Origin of the sequence: Nocardia amikacinitolerans (assembly GCF_900215415.1) — a bacterium.
GTDB lineage: Bacteria > Actinomycetota > Actinomycetes > Mycobacteriales > Mycobacteriaceae > Nocardia > Nocardia amikacinitolerans.
Genome location: NZ_OBEG01000005.1, coordinates 241369 through 263171 on the forward strand (window position 1 = coordinate 241369; position 21803 = coordinate 263171).

Annotated in this window: 1 protein-coding gene (running past one end of the window); it reads left to right on the forward strand. The window is 70.2% G+C overall.

Annotation, left to right across the window (positions count from 1 at the left end; genetic code table 11):
- Positions 1–21803 carry the 5' portion of an alpha/beta hydrolase gene (locus tag CRP45_RS23040; protein WP_097246900.1) on the forward strand. Its footprint extends 14752 nt past the window's final position, so 21803 of the gene's 36555 nt are visible here — the first part of the coding sequence; its start codon is at positions 1–3; its stop codon lies off the right edge, out of view.

Genomic DNA, 21803 nt, shown 5'->3' on the forward strand with positions numbered 1-21803 from the left:
ATGGGTTATTGGGCGATTCCGCCGGAGCTCGCGTGGCTCGAATGGGTGGCGGGCGCGGAGATCACGCGCATCGATCCCGACGATGTGGTCAAGGTTTCCGCTGTGCTGCGGGAGATCGCCGAAGAGATCCTGTCCGAGGCGATAGCGGAGGCGGACGTCGCCGCCGCTGCGGTGGTCCACGCGTATCCGCAGGGTGAGGGCGGGCAGCAGATCGTCGATTCGCTGCGGTCGATGATTCACGACGACACGCCCAAAGGCGGGACGCCGCAGCACGGTTCGATCGAGTTGATGGGCAACTCGTTCAACGATCTGGCCGTCTCGGTCGATGATTTCGCGGGTGCGGTTCACGCGAATCACCTGAACGCGATCTTCTCGCTGAGCTGGTTGGCGGCGGAGCTTGCCCTGTCCTTCTTCGCGGGGCCGGGGGCGGGCGCCGTGCAGGCCGGCGCCATCGCGGCGACGCGAGCCGTGTTTCGAGCCATGGCGCGGTGGTTGGAGGGCCGGATCGCCGCCATGCTCGCCAGAACCTTCCTGTCGGACGCGGCGAAGCAGGTGGTCTCGAAGCTCGTCTACGAGATCGTCCAGGAAGCGATCGTCGAAGTCTTCCAGGGCACGGCACAAGAAGTGGCGGTGCAGGGCATCGTCATCGCCGAGGGCCTGAACAGCCAGGGCTGGGATACGGGAGCGATCTGGGAGAACGCTTGGGTCTCCGCGCTTGCGGGTGGCGCCGGTGGTGGTGCGGGCTTCGGATTGAACCGGGCGATGGGCCGGATCGCGCCCAGTCTGATGAACAACCGCGGTGTCCGCGGCTTCACAGGCGGGGCGATCGTTGGTGCGGGTGCCGGTTTGGCCGGTGCTTTCGTCGCGGCATGGGCGACAGGGAACTGGGATCCGCGTTCCTTCGTCGGTGGCGCGATCTCCGGCGCGGGGCCGAGCGGTGTCTACGGGGCACGGGGCCAGACCCAGCACAACGGGCCGATGAACTTCAACAGGGAACCCGTCCGGGTCGGCACGCTGCCTGGATCCGGACCGGCCGCCGACGGCACGTCCCCGGTTCCCGCACCGAACGCTGCCGACGGTACGGGCACCAACGATGGTGGAGCCAACGGCGGCGGGACCAACGGAGCGGGGACCACCGGTGCCGGAACGAATGGTGCCGGAGCGAATGCCAACGGCGGTAGTGACGCTGGTTCGCCGAGCACCACAGCAGCGTCCTCGGGGCCATCCGGGGCGGCGGACACCGGCCAATACGGCGGAACAGCAGGTACTTCCGATACCGGTGCGGCGAACTCGAACGACACCGGCGGTGACTCGGCAAGCCAGCAGAGTGCGGCCCCTGCCGGTCAAACCGCTACGAATTCCGATGCCGACGAGGGCTCTTCGAACTCCCCGGCCGGTGATTCCGCCGCACAGAACGGCGGCGCGCCCGCCACGGGCGCGCATTCCGTTGCGCCGACCGGAGATTCGGGTCAAGTTGGCGCCGATTCCGCGCAAGCGGGCGGGGGCTCGGCGCAAACGGGTGCGGATTCCAGCGCACATGCTGGTCATTCCGCGACGTCTGCTTCGGATTCGGCTGCGCCGGAGGGCAGTTCCGCTGCGAGCGACCACCGCGTCGCCGACGGCTCGACGCCGGGAACGTCGGCCGCCGGAGTCACCGATTCGGGGACACCCCTGTCCGGTACCGGTACGACCGGGGCCGCTGTCGGCGGAGCGTCGCCCGCGGCGCAGGCGCCTGGCGCCGCTGCGGTGAACGCCGGACCGGTCGGGGCGGGCATGCCCGGCGCGCCGACGGGTGCCGCCGCCCCCGGTGCGGCCGTTTCCGGTTCGACGCCCGCGGTCGCAGGCGCCGCGGCCTCGGGCGTCGCCCCCGGTGCGTCGTCGCCCGCGTCCTCGTCGCCCACCTCGTCCGCTGCTTCGGCGCAGCAGGCCGGTAGCGCCGCCGGGTCGAGTGCTTCCCGTCCCGTCGGTGCGCAGGGGAGTTCCGCCGTGCTGGACGGTACGACGCGCGCTGTCCCGCCCGACGGGGCCGGTGCCGTGTCGACCGGCGACAGCTCGTCGAGGGCGAACGCTGGCTCCGCACGTGCGGTCGATGTCCCCGGCGGCTTGTCGGACCAAGCCGGACCGGTTCAGGCGCGAATCGCGGAGTCCGAAGCGCCGCAAGCCCGCTCGCGGGCCGAGGACGACGCCGAAGCGAGCGATCAGCGGCAGGTGCAGGTGGACCCTGCCGACCTGGCTTCGCCCGACCCGGTGACGACGCGGCCGGACGGCGAAGCGGATTCGAACCGCGGGGCGGATTCGGATAGCGCGGCGGATTCGGGCGGCAGGTCGGATTCGGACGCCGGGGCGGATTCCCGCGCCGGAACGGATTCGACTGCCCGACAGCCGGATACGGACGACCGATCCGATCAGGACGGCGCTCTCGCGGTGGACCCGGCCGCGGCAGCTCTCGCGCTGTCCCCGCCGCCACCGGCGCCGCCTAGCCGACCCGCCTCGAGCAGTTCACGCCCGGCCGCCGACGGTGATCGGGCGGCGCTCGCGCCCGACACGAGTTCGAATACCGACCCGGCTTCTCGACCGGACCCCGACCGCGACCCCGATCCGGACCTGGATCCGGATCTCGACCCCGACGCCAGGACCTCCGACCCCGATGCGGACGCGGGTCCCGCCGCGAATCCCGATGCGGACGCGGGTCCCGCCGCGAACCCCGACGCCGACACGGGCCCCGCCGCGAACCCCGACGCCGACACGGGCCCCGCCGCGAATCCCGACGCCGACGCGGATCCCGCCGCAGCCCCCGACTCCGACGCGGATCCCGGCACCCGCGACCCACGCCGTGTCCTCCCCGAGGACAGCAGCGAGGCGACCCGCGCCGAGATCGACGAGGCCGACGCCATCCTGAACCGGATGGAGCCGGGTCTGCGCGCTCAGGATCTGCTGCTCGGCGATTCCGACGCCAATCCCGCCGCCGACGACGTTGCCGCGGCACGGGCGGACGAGAACGCCCGGCGGTGGAACGCGCTGACCGACGCCGAACGGGCCGCGCTGATCCGTGCGTACCCGGACGTGATCGGCAACGCGCCCGGCATCGATTCGCATTCGGCCGACACCGCCAACCGGTTGCGAATCGCCAGGGACCTCGCGGATCTCAGCGCACGCGACACCCTCGACCGCCAGGAACGTCAGCGGCTGCGCGAGTTGCGGCGCACGGTCGCGGACTTGCGGCGGGCGCAGGTGCGAGCCGCTCGAATCGATCCGAACCTGCCGGTGCGCGTGCTCGCCTACGATCCGGATGCTTTCGGTGGAAAGGGCAGGGCGCTGGTCGCGTTCGGCAATCCGGACGCGGCGACGCAGGTGTCGGTGCATGTGCCGGGCAGGGACGCGAGCGTGGCGGATCTCGGCGCGGTCCTCGAGGAGACGGCCGCCAGCCACGCCGCGGCCGCGGGCCGCCTGCGCGCGGGCGACTCGCTGGCATCCATCGCCTGGCTCGGTTACAACACACCGGGTCGGGCATCGGCCATGGTGAACTGGCGGGCGAAGAAGGCGGCGGAGCTGCTGCGGCGCGATCTCGCGATCTTCGACGCGACAAGGGCGGTGACCGGGAACAAGCCGGCCGTCCGGATCATCGCGGAAGGCTACGGCGTCGACGTCGCGGCGGCCGCGGGCCGCAAGGGCGGGTTGTCGGGGCTGGTCGGCGATATCGCGCTGGTCGGCACGCCTGGCGGTCCGATTCTTCCGTCGAAGCACTTCGGCGACGGCGTGCGGGTGTTCGTGCCCCATGAGACCAACGGGCTCCACCAGCGGTGGAACGCGCCTGATCCGGAGGGGGCGCGGCCGCCTGCGGGAGTGCCGGTCGACGCCATGTACCGGGTGTCCGACATCGAGGCCGGTCAGGCCGGAACCGCTCCGCATCAGCCGGATATCGGTCCGTCCCAACCGGATTCACCGCGCCCCGAGCTGACCGAGGGCGGCTGTGGTGTGCAGGCGCTGTGGAAGGCGGCCGAGGTCACCGGCAACCCCGCCATCACCGTTCCTGCGCCGGACAGCGTCGGCCCGGAAGGCATGGACTGGCGCGACATCGAGCGCAATGCCGATGCTCAGCTGACGCCGTTGTGGCGGCGCGGGCGTCTCGCCTCGTTGAACCTGCTGGGGACCGGACGCAGGCGGACGGGGCAGCACGCGATCGCCGATGCGCTGCGCTACATGCGCGGCAGGTCCGCTGTGATCGTCATCAATCAGCAGCGGGGCAGCGTCCCCAACGGCGCACCGGGCGCGCACGCGTTCACCATGTACTGGGACGCCGACGCCGAGAAGGTCATGGTTTACGACCCGCTGCGGCAACCGGATCCGTTCGAGTTCGATCCCGCTGACGTTCCGAACGCGAAGGCCACCTGGGGCATCTTCTACGACAAGAACGGCATCGCCACGCGTCCGCTCGGCGACGGGCGCGGGCCTGGACTCGCGGCCGGAAGCGGCGCGCGGAACGACGATCTCGACCGGCGGATGCCGCCGCGAGCGGGCACGAGCGATCCGGCCGATCCGATGGCCGCACTGCGACGCCACCTCGACGAATCGCGGACACCCGAGCGACCGAGCCCGGATCCGCTGACCGACCCCGAGCGCGCCTACATCGACGAGCTGTCCGGCAGTCTCGGACTGGGTGATTCGCTGTCGGACCACTCGGATCCGTTGCGAGCGCTCGCCGATCTGGCTCGGCGGGCCGCGCCGTCGCCGCAAATGGATGCGGATCCGGGACTGCGACCTGATCTCGCACCACCGCCGCCGGATATGTTTGTCCCGCAACCTTTGTCGCCCGAGATGGCGCAGGCGTGGCTGCTCCGTCAGATGAACGTGCCTCTCGACGCATCGCTCGAAGCGCGGCTCACGGAAGCGATTGCCGAGCAGCGGGTCCGAACACTGTTGCGCGCGGGCGCGATCGAGGCTCTCGCCCGCGCGATCCAATCCCCGATCGACTCCGCCGACCTGGACCTGAGCGCCGCGGAACTCGCCCACTGGGCCGGTGCGCTCGAGGTGCCCGCGGTCGATCTCGCCACCGATCGCGGCGTCGCGGACACGCTGGCCAGGCTGCGCACGGAAACCCGTGATCTCGCGGCCACCATCGCCCAGCTGGCCGAGGCGCCGCCGCAGCGAGATGACGCGGATGCCGCCGCTCGCTCGCCGGAGTCCGTGTCGCGTGCGGCGGCCGAGCGCAATCGTGGTCGGTGCGCGGAGCTGTCGTTGCGGTTGATCAAGGCGTTGACCGGCAGTTCGGTGATCAGGCTGCCGTCCGAGGCCGTCGGGCTCGGCGGAATGACCGCGGCCGAGGTGCAGGACGCGGCCGGTGGACAGTTGCGCGCGGTGACCGATCACGCGGAGATCGAGCGGGCGCTGCTCGACATGCCGGAGGGGTCTTCGGCCTTGGTGGTCGATGCCTATACCCGTCCGGTGGATGAACACGGTGTCGGTGCTCATGCCTACGTGCTCAGGCGTGAGAGGAACGGCGTCGTGGTGTACGACGCGGGGACGGGCGCCGTGCGCGGTTTCCCGCCGCGCTTGCCTTCCGATATCGGCTCGACCCACATGATCCTGTTCGACGACCGCGGCGTTCCGGTGCACCCGCTCGCGAGCGACGGTTCCGGACAGCTTCCGACCGTGGATCTGCCGATGCGCATCGGTCTTTCGCTCGGCGAACACTCCGATCGGGTCACCTCGCTGCTGGAGCTGACCAGCGTGGGCAGGGAGATCCTCGCGATTCTCGGCGACGGCGAGATCTCTGTCGACTTCATGCACCAGATGACCAGCGAATTCGCCGATGGCACCTACGACTCGGAAGCTGTCGTCGCCGAAATCCGCATCACTGAACGGGATCTCATCAGCCAGGCGTTGACGCTGGTGCACGAGGGCGTGCACGCGCAGATGGCGTGGGAAGGCGAAACCAGCAACCGGACCAACCGGATTCGTCTGCTGGGCAGGGAGGAGTACGTCGCGTCGATGGTCCGCGAGGAAGCCCTCGCGGCCGGACGCGAGTTCGAGTTCGCCCGCGAGCTACGCGGGCTCGGTTACACGGTCGACGAGGACTACCGGCCCGCCGAGCGCTACCTCGCGGCCTACGACGCCAGAGCCGCGCAGGCGGCGCGCGACGACCTCGGCCTCACCGACGAGGAGATCCGCACCCGCGCACGGGAAGCGGGCGCGGCCGCCATCGCGGACTACATCGCCACCTATCGGTGGGCGGACGGCAACAACTACCTCGAGTACTACGGCGCCGGGTGGGACACCGTCATGCTCGGCGGTTCCGATGTCCACGCGTGGAGTTCGCTCGAGGTCGAGGCGGAGGTCTCCGAGAACGCGACGCGGCGGGTCGTCGCCCAACGACGCCGGATGGACTTGGCAGGCCAGATCAACGATCCCGCAAGCAGTCTCGGCATCGACACCATCGATGCCATCGACCAGGAACTGCGCGCGGAGACGCTGCCGAGGCTGCGCGAGGCGAACGAGCGGGAATTGGCCGCCCTTGCCGAACGGCTCGGTGTGGATCGGGCCGATGTCGGCCGGGACATGCTGCCCGACGCGGCGCTGGAGCGACAGCGCGCCGACCTGCTCGGGCGGGCACTGAAGCTGCGGCTGTTGTCCGATCTCGGCGATCAGTATCACCTGCAAGGCGAGTTGATCAACCGTGCCGACACCGCCGCGAATGCCGCCGTGGCCGCGGATGTGCTCGCGTCCGAACTCGAGGAGGTCGGACTCGACGGGGCCGAGACGATCACCCCGCACGTCGCGCTGGTCGCCGGAGAGCCGCCGCGGGTGGTCGTCGTCGCGCTCGAACGGGAGCACGCCGCAGCGCTCGCCGAGGCCATGGCGAGCCGCCAGGAACTCGCGTCCGTGCTGGGTCGTCCCGATCTGGACCTGCGGTTGATCGAGGTCACCGAGGCGGGGCCGGACGCGAACGTCGAGGTGACACCGCTCGGTCACGACGCCGTGGCGGACGTCGTCGACGAAGCGTTGAATGGGACTTCCGAGGACGAGCCCGCCGTACCGGTGGGGATGCCGGGTGATACCGCCGGCGAGGAGTCGGCGGATCGGATCACGCGGGTCCGGCAGCTGCTGGAGAGCACCGATATCGGCGTATGGGCCGAGGACATGTTGCGACGCAACAACGTTCGCGTGCTGCACGAACTGGACGCGGAGCCGCGCTACTACCCGGAGCGCAGGACGCTCGTTCTCGATTACCGGACGTCGGAGGTGCGGCAGGCCATCGACATGGTGCATGCCGCCGCCCACCTGCGCGATGCCGCGGAGGGATTGTCACCGCATCCGTTGACGACGGCACGCGGCGACTACGTCGACGCGATGTTCCGGCAGGAGAGCCGCGCGCACGCGCTGGAAGCCGAGTTCGTCAAGCAGTTGCGGGCCCGCGGACACGTCGTTCCGATCGGCGATCTGGAAGGGGCGAGCGACGCGGCACGCCCCGGGATGTCGCGTCGGGCACTGAATCGGATGACCGGGTTCTCGCGGCAGCGGCGCCTCGACGACCCCATGCGGGACCCGGCACTCGACTTCGGTGCGGCGGGCATCCGTGCCTACCTCCAGACCTCCGACGGTGGAGTCACCGACTATGTCGGCGTCTACACCAGGGACTGGAACGAAGCGAACGGCGTGGTGGCCGACGGCACGGCTCCCGTCGACGGCGCCCTTCCCGATGCCGATGTCCACCAGCATGTCGACGACGCGGAGTTCGTCGAGCACTCCGACGACGACTCGCCGGATGCCATCGACGGACCTCAGGACGCCGATGACGCGCAGACTCCCGACGCTGTCACCGCGCACGAGGCGAACCGCGGCCGCTGCGCCGAACTCGCGCTGCGCCTGATCAAGCGGCTGACCGGCAGCACGACGATCAAGCCGCCGAACGGTCCGGTCGGACTCGCCGGCATGTCGCCCGCCCAGGTACAGGAGGCGACAGGCGGGCAGCTGCGCCAGTTCGCCGACCACGAGGCGATCCAACGGCAGCTCCTCGACATGCCGGAGGGCTCGATCGCACTGGTGGTCGACGAGTACGCGGCCCCGGTCGACGAGTACGGCGTGGGCGCGCACGCCTACGTCCTCAGACACGAGAGCGACCCGGACGGCGCGGACGGCATCGTCATGGTCCGGGACCCTGGCGCGGACTATACGAAGCGGTTCCCGCCCATCGCGTCGCGGGAAGTGCGCGGCACCTATGCGATCCTGCTCGATCCGCAGGGAAACCCGGTGCACCCCATCGGATCCGACTCCGACGCGAGCCCCGCCGCCGACTTGGCTGTCCGCATCGGCCGTTCGCTCGATTCGCATTCCGATCAGGTGCGCGCGTTGCTGCTGGGCACCGAGACGGGCGCCGATGTGCTGCGGGTGCTGGACGACGCGTCGGTACGGGTGCGATACGAACGGGCGGCAGCGGACCGGCGCAGCGGTGGGTTCGCCGCCGAGTCGTTGACGGCCACCGTGTACACCGGCCGCAACGACCATGTGCGCCAAGCGTTGTCGCTGGCGCACGAGTCGGTCCACGCCGAGCGGTACATCCGCGGGGAGTCGGGCCATCTCGGTATGGACCGTGCGACGTTCATCCGCACCATGATCGCCGAGGAGGCGGCGGCGGTCGCGCAGTGGATCAGGCTTGCCGGACAGTTCCGCGCCGACCCGCGGCTTGGCGACTATTTCGGTGACCGGCACTACCTCGAGGACACCTACGACGCCGCGTACGCCGCGCAGCCGCAGCTCGGGGAAGACGGAACGCCGCTGAGCGAGGCCGAGTTCGCGCGCCGGGCCCACGAACGGGCGACCGAGGCCCTGATCGCGGAAATCGAGACCCACGTCTGGCCGAACGGCAGGAACTACTCCGACTACTACGGGGCCGAGTGGGATCGTTCCCGTACCGACCACGGTCAGTTCTACGACGCCGAGATCGCACCGCAACCGGCACAGCCCGCGGCCGCGGCACTGCGGACCGCCGCGGCCGATCGTGCCCGCGCGCACCGCGATCTGGTCGAGGTGACCGACGAAATCAACAGCGGTACAGCAAGATACGGCATCCGCCCGCATCTGACAGCGAACTCGTTGGCACGGGAGATCGCCGATCGCCTCGGTCCGGTTCGTGACGAGATGGCCGATCCGGCGACGACCCCCGAGCGGCTGGCGGACCTGCGCCGCACCGAACACGATCTGCTGTCCCTGGCCGATCTGGCCCCGCGGCGCGAGAACGCGCAGGCGGCCTACGACCGGCAGGTCGACATGCTGACCGCCTTGGCCGCCCGCGAGGTGCTCGCCACCTACGCTCCAGACGCGCGTCCGCTCGGCGACCACTACGTCCACCTTCCGGGCAGTCCGAACCGGATCGTCATAGCCGGGGAGCCCTACCAGCATCAGGCCCTGCGCGATGCCGCGGCGGCTGATCCGCGCGTGCGTGAACTCTTGCGCGGCGGTCCCGTCGAATTCGAGCACCTGTCGCTCGGCATCGACGACTTCGGCCAGGTCCGAGCGCGCCGGGTCGATGCGATCGATCCGCGGGTGTTCGAGTCCTCCGGCCCCGTCGTCGCCGAGTCGGATCTGGCAGGTGATGCGACCAGAGAGCGGCTCGAGCCCATCCTGGCGGCATTGCCGGACAGCGCGGTCGGCGCGTGGGCGCTGGAAACCCTTCGGCGGCACGGTGTCACGATCGAGCACAGTTCCAGCGGCGCGACGCGGTTCTATCCCGCGCGGCAGGTGCTGGTCATCGACGCGGGCGCCACCGACGGCGAGCATATGCGCGCCATCGTGAGCGGCGCGATACACGCCGAGTTCGCGGGCCGCCAGGATGCCGCGGTCGATGCCCGTGACCGGATGCGTTCGGAGCTGACGGATTACGTCGACCGCAAGATCGACGAGGAGACCTCGGCCCGCATCTGGGAGATCGTCGCGGCCGTGCAGTTGGGCGGCGCGGCGGAGCTCACCGCCGTCGATCGCGTCTACCTCGATGCCTACCGTGCGGCGCGCGAGGCAGCCGCGAACGAGATCGGTGGCCCCGCAGCCGAATTGGACCGGATCGCGAACCAGGCCGGTTTCGACGCGCTGCGTCCGCACGTGGCGGCGCACCGCCCAACGGGCTCCGATACGACCAACGCCGAGTTCTACGAGCGGGCGTGGCGGGAATCGCACGGCGAGATCGCCGCCGCCGACCAGCCTGCCACCCCGGCCTCGGGCAGCCCGGAATTCCGCCACGACTCCGATGCGCGGACCGAAACCACTGGGACACTGGGGGAGTCGTGGACGATGCGGCCAAGCCTCCCCGGAGCGAACGACGTACAAGGGGTGCTCGAGTTCAGTGCCGTCGGTCGTGCGGCGGCGGCAGTGCTGCGCGACCTGAACGTCGATGTGAGTTTCGACGCGAACGGATCCGTCGATGTGTTCGACGGCAGAACGATGGAGGTGTCGGTCGGGACGCGGGAACGCAGCCATCCCGCCCAGGCCGCCGCCCTCGTTCGCGCAGCGACGCTCGCCGAGGCCGTGCGGACCGGTCTGGTGGAGGTAACGCCCTCGCGCGTCCGCGCCCAGGACCGGCCCGATTTCATCGCCGCGCGCGTCCGCGCCGAGGCGCTGGCACTGGGCAGGCAGGCCGAGTTCCATCGCGAACTCGAGTCGGCCGGATACGACACCGCAGCGAATCCGGTCGCCGACCCCGCCGCGCGGCAGCGGCTGGAGGCGACCTACCTGGCCGCCTTCGATGCCGAAATCGCCGCGCGACAGCCGGATTCGGAGGTCGATCCCGCACTGCTCGAGCGAGCGCGGCAGGCGGGCGTCGACGCACTGCTGGCGGGTGGCGAATTCGACGCACCGGACGGACCCGCGCACGCGCACCGGAGGGCCGCGGCCGAGTTCTGGGACGCCCAGCACCGCATCACCGCGCCAGACGGGCTGCGCGAATACGCTCCGACCACGCGGGACGCGGCGCGGACACTGGAGGACATCGGCAGGAAGCGCTCGGCCGTCGAACGCGAACTCGCACGGGTCGAGGCGGATTGGGACCGCGTGGCCGCGCGACTGGGCGATGTCGCTCGACTGCGAGATAATTCAGGCCCGCTCGATCGGAAGGACGTGTCGGCGCGGCTGCGCGGCCCCGACGGTCCGCGTGGGCTCGGCGCCAGGGCCGACTCGGCCGTCCTCGCCGAACTGACCGCACGCCACGGCGAACTGACCGAGCGGCGTCGCGCGCTCGGCGACGAGCTCGCCGCGGCGGTGCGGCGCGATCTCGGTGCCAGGGAGCCGATCACGGTCCACGTCGCGGCGGACGGCGTCGTGTTCGTCGGCGATGATCACACGGACGTGGGTCTGCCGCCGCGACCTGCCGATTCGGATGCGCCCGCGGTTCGTCCCGAAGACGACTCCGCGCGAACGGAATTGGCGGATCTGGTGGCGAAGGCCTCGGGTCGGGTCGCCGAGCTGCTCGGTGATCACCGCCACGACATCGGTCGATGGGCGGCCCAGACGCTGCGGCGCCACGGTGTGCGGGTGCTCTACACCTCCGAACCGCGTTCGTACCAAGCCAGCCGCGACCACGTGGAGGTGGGGCTGGAGGAGTCCTACGACCCGTCGACGAACACGGTGGTTCTGCGCGAAGGCGACAATCCGCGCCAGCGGGCCATCGCGCTGATCCGCGCCGCCCGCCTCGCCGAGCTGCATGCCACGTCGCCGCACGGACCGCTACCGCAGCTCGGCATGTCGCGCACGGAGTACATCGACCTGATGCTGGATCACCAGGCCGATGCCGCGGCGCTGGGATTCGCGGCGAACCACCAGTTCACCGATGACAACATGATCGGGTCCATGGCCGGATCGTTGGCGAAGACCTACCTCCGGGCGTTCGATCGGGCAGGCGATGTTCTCGCCAGGGCCTACCGCGACGACCCGGCGATCACGGACCGGCTGCTCGACGCCGCCTCCCATCGGGCCGCCGTCCTGGCGGTGCGCGACAACCTCGACGAGCTGGTGCCCGAGGTCGACGGGCGGAACTTCACCCAGCGGTTCTCCGACCAGTGGTATCGCGCGCACGGCATCACCCCGGGTGCGGCCGTGCCGCTCGCCGACACGGAGGCATCCGCCTCGTCGGTGCGGCGCGTCCACGCCTTGGTGGCAGAGGTCGAACTGGTGCGTGAATTGCGCGCCGACGGCGAGGGCTCGGGCATACCGCGCAGCCCGGTGGAAGAGGCGTACTCCGACGCCTACGACCGCGCGTACCGCAAGGCGGAACGGGCACTGGCACGCGAGAAGTCTTCGCGGCCACCGGAGTTGGTCGCCAGGGAGGCCGGAGAACTCGCGGTCCGCCGCCACGTCGACAAGGTGGGAATCGACAACGCCGAACTGATCGTCGACGTGGTGCGGGCGGCTCGCGCGGACGAGTCCGACGGCGCCTACTGGGGTGACGCGCGTGCGAGCAGGACACCCGAGCCGCTCGGCAACGAGCCCGTCCAGGACGGCGCGAACCCCGCCGACCCCGACGCGGACGATGCTGCCGACGCTTCTCCCTCGGTCCCCGTCGCCGCGCACTCCGAGCCGGATGGACTGAGCTCGTGGCGCGCCGCCGCGCCGGATCCTCGGTATGCCGAGGTCTTGGAAGTGCTCCGCAGCAGCGAAACCGGCCGTGCGGCAATGGAAGTGCTCGCCGACGTGCGTGCGGGCGTGCGCTTCGACGGCGGACGGTCGGCCGATGCCGACAGCTTCGACGGGGCGACGATGGACATCGTCGTCGGTGCGCGCGATCGCGACCAGCAGGTGCAGGCCGCCGCGATCGTGCGCGCGGCGGCGTTGGCGGACGCGGTGCGCACCGGGCGGCTCGAGGTGACGCCGTCGCGTATCCGGGCGATGGACCGTGACGCCTATATCGCCTCCCGGCTGCGCGCCGAGGCCGACGCATTCGGCGAACAAGCCCTGTTCCACCGGGATTTCGGCACTCCGGAAGTCGCGCCGTCCGAATCGCTGACGGACCGCGACTACCGGAAGGCGTTGGAGCAGCGATACCTGGCCGCGTACGAATCCGCTCTCGCCGCCGCCCGGCGGACCGGCGGAGATACGGACGCGGAGCGACTCCGGGCGATCGCTCGCGAGGCGGGCGTCGCGGCGCTGTTGGCGACCGACCTGTTCGACTCGCCGTTCTTCACCGACGGCGGCGCGAGTCTCGGTGACATCGCCGGTGGCGAGTGGGATGCCGTGCAGCGCAAGGTCGTTCCCGAAGGGACGGACGAGTATGTGCCGTCCACCCCGGAGGCGGCGCGCCGGGTCGAGAGCCTGCTCCGCGAGCACGCGGACGTCCGGCGGGCGCAGGCACTCGTCCAGTTCGCCTTCGATCAGACGGTCGAGCAGCGCAGGCGGCGCATGCGGATTCCCGACGACTTCGATCTCGGATCCGATCCGGCGTCGATCATCGCCGAACTGCGGAGCATCACGCGCAAGCGAGCGGTCGTCGATGACGGTTCCCTCGCCGACGCGTTGCTCACCGAGCTGTCCGACTGGCATGCCCGACTGGACGGGGAGCGGGCCCGGCTCGAGGGCGAGATCGCCGACGCCGTCGGTCGCGACCTGCCGCAACCCACCCGGGACGGCGGCCATGAAATGCGACGTCCCGGTATCCAGCTCGGCGAATCGGGTGCGGTGTTCGTGCGCCGACCGGACGCGAGCACACCGGAAACCGCCGAGTCCGGACAGCGCACCGCGCCGGTCGGTCCCGACGCCGCCGAGACGGGCAGGCTGGCGAACCTCGCCGCCTCCCGCAACCAAAGGCTCCTCGCGGATCTGACGAAGGGGGCCAGGCAGATCGGTGAGTGGGCGGCCGCCGCCCTCGACCGTCACGGTGTGCGGATCCGCTTCACCGATGACCCGGCCGCCGTCATCGAACGGCAGGAAGGCGTCGGGCGGACGCCGGGCTACGACCGGGCGACGAACACCGTCGTGCTCCCGTACTACGGGGGCGCGCAGACCCAAGTGGCTGCGCTGGTTCGCGCCGCGGTCGTGGCCGAATTGGATGCCCTTGGCGCGGACCGGGTTCCGGACAGGCTGTCGCTGCACCGAGACGCCTATATCGCGGACCGGCTGGACCGCAGGGCCGAAGCGTACGCGATTGACTTCCAGTACCGCCGCATCGCGGCGACCAATGCCGGAATCGAGGGGTACCACTTCGGCTCGGGGCGGGTCAAGGGCAAGCGGCGCATCGACGACCCGCTGGAACGGGCCTTTCTCGACGCGTACACCGAGGCGACGAAGACCGTCGAGCAGGTGTACGGCAAGAACAGCGGGGTGGGTCGGGACATGCGGAACGCCGGCGCCTACCGCGCTGGTCTGCGGGCAGTCCGCGCGATCATCGACGCCTCGGGAGCGCGCATCGACGGGCTTACTCCGGCGCAGTACGCCGGGGCGGAGTGGGACCGCGCGCACGGCCTTCGACCCGATCTCGCGCCGGAGGGTGCGGCCGAGCGCGCGCCGGTCTCCGACGACAGCCCGCAGGCGCTCGACCGGCAGGCCCGCACCTACACCGACGAGATCCGGCGGTTCCCGGAGAAGCGGGCCGAGGGCCGCTACATTCCGTTCGGTCCGGCCGAGGCGGCGTACACCGCGGCTTACGACGAGGCGTACCGCAAGGCCGAGCGGGCGCTCGCCGGCGATCCCGCGGCGCCGTCGCCGCAGAAGGTCGCCGAAGAGGCGGGGCGCGCCGCCGTTCGCAAGTACGTGGAGAAGGTGGGCGCCCAGCGCGCCGAGATCGCCTTCGACGTCCTCCGTTTCGCCGACTCGACCGAACAGGACGGTGTGCACTGGGGTTCGCCACGCAATGTCGCTGTCCCCGAGATGGATTCGGCGCCGTCCACCGAATCGGTGAGTCACGAGTTGGTGCGCCGCGTCGTCGACGACGAACTGCGAGCGCGTCCCGACGGTGAGCGGCTGAGCCCGAATGTGCTGCGGTTCCAGCCGGAGTCGAGCACGCCCGAGTTGCTGGTGATCGCGCCGAAGGGCGAGCACCTCGACGCGCTGGACCAGGTGGCACGCAACGATCCCGCGCTGCGCGACGCCCTGTGGGACGGGCATCGCATTCGTTACGTGGCGGTCGAGCCGGGACCCGGCGGCAACCCGTCCACGGTCGAACTCTCCCGCGATGTGGCCGAGGGGCCGCGCCGCAAGCCTTCGCTGTCCGACGCCGTCGCCACCTTCCTGTCGGAGTACCTGCGGTTCCGGGCCGAGGGCAAAGTCCGCGAGGGATTCGACGACTGGATCACCCGGCTCGGGGATGAGGCGTTCTACCTCAGGGACGAGGCCAGGTTCGCCTTCCGGATGGAGAATCGGTGGGTATCCAAGCCGGTCGACCTGCAACCCGATGCGGTCGCGGTGGGATTCCGTGCGGCGCGGAACAATCCGCGATTGTCGGAGACCGATCCCGCCGCAGTGGCCTACCGCCTGCACACGCGGCAGATTCCGCAGCCGCTCGATGGGGTGCGCGAACCGTGGCCGAGCCCGCAGTACACCAACGCCCAGGTGAAGGTCGGCCCGGTCCGGGTGAACATCTATCTGGAGAACGACGGCAAGGGCACCTGGCGGTTGCCGGCGCCGACCGGGCGCGACGCCGCCATCGACGCGTTGGCCAGGTACTTCCACGCCATGACCGATACCGATCCGGACCGGTTGGCGGAAAGGATCGCCAAGAAGCTCGCCGATGGAACCGCCGAGATCGGCGACGGCTCGCTGCCTGCGGACGCGCTCGGCAGCGAAATCGACGGCCCGCCCGGAATCGAAGACGACGCATCCGCGAGTGCCGCTGATTCCCAGCCCCCGGTTTCGGTCGCCACGCGCCCCGCACCCGACGGGCTGAGCCGGTGGCTCGTCGGGTCGCCGGATCGTGGGTTCGCCGAGGTGTGGAGTGTGCTCGGCGGGAGCGAAACCGGCCGTGCGGCAATCGAACTGTTGGCGGACATGCGTGCGGGCGTGCGTTTCGACAGTAGTGAGTCGGGCGGTATCGACGCCTTCGACGGACTGACGATGGATGTCGTCGTCGGCGCGCGCGATCGTGGTCTGCAAGCGCAGGCGGCCGCGGTGGTGCGGGCGGCGGCGTTGGCGGATGCGGTGCGTGCGGGTCGGCTCGAGGTGCTGCCGTCGCGTATCCGGGGAATCGACCGCGAGGCCCATGTCCAGGCTCGGCTGCGCGCCGAGGCGGACGCGCTCGGCAGGCAGGCCCTCTTCCACCAGGATCTCGGTACCCCGGAAGCGGATCCGTCCGAGTCGTTGCCCGCCCACGACTATCGGATGGCGCTGGAGCAGCAGTATCTTTCCGCGCACGATGCCGCCATCGACGCGGCCCGGCGCGGTGACGGCGGCCTGAGCGAGGATCGGCTGCGTGAGATCGGCCGCGAGGCGGGCATCGCGAGATTGCTGGCGACCGATCTGTTCGACTCGCCGGACTTCGCGCCCGGCGGCACGAGTATCCGGGACAGCGCCGGTCTGGAATGGGATGATTTGCAGCGCAACGTCATTCCAGACGGTATGGACGAGTATGTGCCGTCCACTCCGGACGCGGCGCGTCGGGTCGAGGGCCTGCTCCGCGAGCACGCGGACATTCGGCGGGAACAGGCACGGATTCGGTTCGATTTCGATCGAGCCGCCGGGCGGCTTCGGCAGAGGTTGCGGATTCCCGACACCGTCGATCTCGGGTCCGATCTGGAAGCGATCGTCGCCGAATTGCGCCGCGTCGGGAGCCGACGACTCGGCCTCGGCGACCGAGAACTCGCCGAAGCCGTGCTCGTCGACCTGTCGCGGTGGCACGCGCGGTTGGACGAGGAGCTGGCACGGCTCGAAAACGAGATCGCCGCTGCGGTCGGCCGCGATCTCTCGCGGCCGGAGACCGTCGACGGCACGACGACGCCGAGCATTCGGGTCGACGACTCGGGTTCGGTGTTCGTGCTGTCCGAGCGCGCGGATGCTCCCGAGTCGGAGGTCGACGCGCATCGACCCGCCACGTCATCGGATCCCGTCGACTCCGACGGATCCGGTCTCGATCAGTTGACGCGCAGCCGCCTCGATTCGCTCATCGAAAAGCTTGTCGGCCACAGGAATCGAATCGGGCCTTGGGTCCATCGGACGCTGGTGCGCCACGGTGTGGGCATTCGATTCACCGACGATCCGGCGCTTTCGGTTCGTCGCCCGAACAACGACGACGCACCGTTGTCGCTCGGTTACGAGCCGCTCACCAACACCGCGGTGATCCAGGTCGGCGATTCGCAGCACACGCAGATCGGTGCGCTGATCCGCGCGGCGGTCGCGGCCGAACAGCGCGCGCTCGGTGTCGCCGTGCGACAGGAACTGCTGACAATGAATCGCGACGAGTACATCGCCGCGACCCTGGACCGGCTGGCCGAAGCGTACGCGGTGGAATACAACTATCGCGGCTTCAAGGATCTCGACGATGGCACGCGGCCTATCCGTCCGGGTGCGAAGCAATCGCGCGAGGGCGGGCGATTGGTCGACGATCTGGAATGGGCGTTCGAGGAGGCGTACTCGGCCGCGGCGAAGATCGTCGCGCCGATCCTCTACAAGGACGACGCGATCACCTACGACATGCTGTGGGCGGCCTCGTATCGTGCCGGGTTGCGGGCGGTCCGTGCGAATCTCGATGCGCTGGGCGGCCGCATCGACGGTCTGTCGCCGAGCCAGTACGCCGGTGCGGAGTGGGATCGCGCCCACGGTCTGAACGCCGACCTCGCCTCCGCCGAAGACGGTGTGGCTCCGGCCGATCCGGAAAGCCCGGAGGCGCGGGACCGACTCAGCCGCACTCTCGCCGACGAGATCCGGCGGTTCCCCGCGCTGCGAGCCGAAGGCCGATTCATCCCGCGCGGCGCAGCCGAAACCGCCTACACCGACGCCTACGACAAGGCGTATCGCAAAGCCGAGCGCAGGCGGTCACGCGATCCCGAGGCCCGCCCGCCCGCGCGGGTCGCCGAGGAAGCCGGGCTCGCCGCCGTCCGCAAATACGTCGACAAGGTGGGCGCGGAGCACGCCGAGGTCACCTTCGACATCGCGCGCTCGGCCGATCGCAGCGAACGAGGCAGACTCCATTGGGGATCGCCGGTTTTCAGGTCCGACACCGCGGCCGACGCCCAGTCGAATTCGGTTTCGAGTCCGATCGCGCAGCCGGCCGATGCCGAGGCGGATGGGGTTTCGGGTCCGGTTGTGCAGCCGGCCGATGCCGAGGCGGATGGGGTTTCGGGTCCGGTTGCGCGTCCCGCCGATACCCAGCCGGATGCGGATCCGAGTCCGGGCGCGCAGTCCGTCGCCGATGCCGAGCCGGATGGGGTTTCGAGTCCGATCGCGCAGCCGGCCGATGCCGAGGCGGATGGGGTTTCGGGTCCGATCGCGCGTCCCGCCGATACCCAGCCGGATGCGGATCCGATCCCGCCCGCGCAGTCCGTCGCCGATACTCAGCCGGATACCGACTCGAACCGGATCGCCCGGGCGGATGCCGACGCCCAGTCGGGCGCGGATCCGAATCCGATCGCTCCCGGCGAGACTTCGCCGCCCAAGGGCATGCTCGGCCGCGTGAAGCGCTGGCTGCCGTTCGGTCGCAAGGCGAGCGCCGGAGTCGAATCGGCACTGAACCGGGCCGAGCGGGACGGCACCGAGGCCGCCGACATCGAGCTCGGACCCGACGGCAGGCCCGACCGCCGTGGACCCGCGGGATTCGAGGCGCCCGAGTTCCCGATGGAACCGAATGCCGCTGGCGGACAGGGGAAGCCGCCGAACAAGCCGCCCGTACCCGCGCCGTCGCCGGATGAGCCGAACGAGGGCGAGCGACGTCCGGCGGCCCGGCGCGAGCATCTGTTCGAATTCGAGGGACTGACCTTCCGCCTCGACCTGACCGCCGATGGCGCGGGCGCCTGGAATCCAGTGCTGCGCCAGGAGAATTCGCCAGCGCAGGAATCGGAGACCGCGCCGCAGGCGACGAACCCGAAGGAGGTCGAGGCTCCGCACGCGGCGCAGAAGCCGCCCGGCTCCATCGACAAGCCCAAGTCGAAGTTCCTCGCGAACACCGCCTACCGCAGGGGCTTTCAGGGCTACAACCCGAAGTACCCCTCCGGCTCCAGCGTGGACGGCGCCGGTCAGTCGGTGCTCGGATACTCGGCGGGCCTGCCGCTCACCAAGGACAGCCCGCAGGGCGAGGTCCTCCAGATCAAGTTCAACCCGGCGCGCATCCTCAAAGAGGGCGTGACGATGTGGAAGGCGCGCGAGTACGTCCCGATCCTCAACCGTCTGACCAGCCGCGTTCCCGACCGCGCCGCCGAATTCCAGCCGATCCGCAATATGGACGGCACCGAATACCGGCCCTGGGTCGACGATGCCAGTCCGGAGGCGGTGCGTAAGGAACACGGCGTCGACATCGACGAGATGCGTCGTCGCGACGACGCGGCGCAGCCGACGAATTCGCCTGAGTCGCAGGAGGTTCGCAACGAACTTCCGCAGCCCGAGCCGCAGCTTCCCACCGCGGGCGCCGAAGCCACCGGCGCCTTCGCCGACCTGCTGAACGAGCTGGCCGGGGCCGTCGATCAGCGTCGCGAACTGGCGGACCGCCTCGACGCCGCAGCCCGCGCCATGGGCCTTCGCCTCGATCCCGGCCTGGACGGCGAGGCCGCGCTGCAAGCTGTGCGGGTACTGCAATACCAGCAGGCCAGGCGGATCGGTGCGCTCGCCGGACTCGCCGAGTCCGCCGTGCGCTACGACGCGGAGAACCGGCACATCCCGTTCAGTCAGGAAGTCAGCTTCTTCGACAACGACCCGATGACGCGGTTCCTGCGCGAGATCGTGCACGCCGACGACCGGCCGACCACGATGCTGGACTGGCAGGGGGTCAACAACGGTGGTGAGCCCGGTCGCGACTGGGGCGATCTCAGCTACACCGATCAGCCCGGCATCGACCAGGGCAAACCGGGCTACTTCGTCAACGCGCTGCGCCGCGATCAGATCAAGGACGAGCGCGCCGTCTGGGCCCAGCTCCTGCAGGTCGACCTCCACTATCTCGACTCGCATCCGCGCGGCGCGCTCGCCGACGCGCTCGCCAATGTGCACGCGCGCACCGCCGAAATCGCCCGATTCGCCGAACTGGCAAACGAATTCGTGCGCGTCGACGGCAACGCCGACGAACTAACCAGGCTCGTGACCGATCTGGCGCTGCGCTCCTCGATCGTCTCCGACGGCGGTTTCCTGATTCCGGATGCCGACGGCCTCGGGCTGCTGCCCGGCATCGACGGCGGACCGCTGCGGCTGATGGTGGTCGACGGCCACCTCGACCACGCCCATGTGCTCGCCTCGGCGCTGCGCGCACACCCGAATATCGCCGAGGTCGTCAACGACGGCCAGGTCGACGTGGTGTTCCGGGTGGCCGAGATCGCCACCGACGGCACCATTCTGGTCAGCGACAGCGAGCCCATGCGGGTGCGGCACGTAGACGAGCTGGTGGACGGTCGCAGACTCGACATGACCTTCCTGCTCGACGAGGACGGACAGTGGCGCCCGGTCGCCGAGATCGCGCCGACGACCGAAAGCGAAAGCCCGAGGCCGAAACCTGACTTGGAGAGGTTGTCCCGCAACGAGATCGAGGCCGCGCGCAAGGAACTCGCGCACCGGCTCGGTGTGCCCGAGTCCGATCTCGACGACCCGCGGCGCCTGTCCGATCGGATGGAACAGATCCGCGCGGAGAACAAGATCAGGGCCAGCCAGATCGAAGCGCTCATCGACTACGGCCGCACCGCATGGGATATCGATGACTTCCACACCATCGGCGACGCTCGCGCGCAGCTGGCCGATCGGCTGAAGCTCGAGCCTGGTGAGTTGACACCGGAGCGGCTCGCCAAGGCCTTCGTGCTGGACAAGATCGGCTCGGCCCGTAGGCATCAGGCCGTCGAGGACCTCGTCGAGTACGCGGCGCTCATGCGCGGCATCGATGCCGATGTGGTCGACGCCGCGCGGGATCGGCTCGCCGATCGGCTCGGGGTCGGCAGGCGGCGCGGGCGTTTCCCGAGGGACCTCTTCCCGCGCAATTACAACAACGACGAGAAGAAGTACCGCCCCGACCGCACCGGCACCGATCCGAAGCGGCTGAACAAGGCGATCGCCAAGCTCGCCCGCAGGCCCGCGGAGCGCGAGAACCTGATCGATGCCCTCGCCGAGTACTACCGCACCATCAATCGGCTCGACCCGTTCGACCCGGTGTCGCGCGGCGCGGACGCGGTGGACCCCCGCCTGGCCGATGTCGAATTCCCGGTGCACCCCAAGGCCGTCGCGCATCTGCTGGACATGATCGGCGATCTCGAATCGCTGGCCGAGGCGCTGCGCGGCGCTCGGGTGCTCGACGGATTCGGCATGCTCGGCGCGAACAACTCCGCGCCCGATCCCCGGCCGACCCCGAACCCGGACTTCACCAGGACCGTCGGCGTCGATCTGCCCGAACCGATTCAGCCGACCGATACCGATGCCGAAAAGGCGGCCAAGGCCAAGCGTTTCGAAAAGGTCTACGAGATCTATCGCGACGGCAAGATCGACCAGAAGGAACGGCTCACCCCGCGGCAACTGGCGAAGGTGCAGGCCGAACTGCGCGCCGAGGTGCACGGGCGGGCAGTCGATCTCGACATGCTGGCCGCGCTCAACGATAGGGCGGCGGAACTGGATCGGCAGGCGCGTCGGCCGCTGGAGATCGCGCGGCTGCTCGGCGAGCGCGGCGCCGCGGTCGCTCAGCTCGACACGGCGCGTGCCGAAGTCGAGGCGGCCACGGCTCA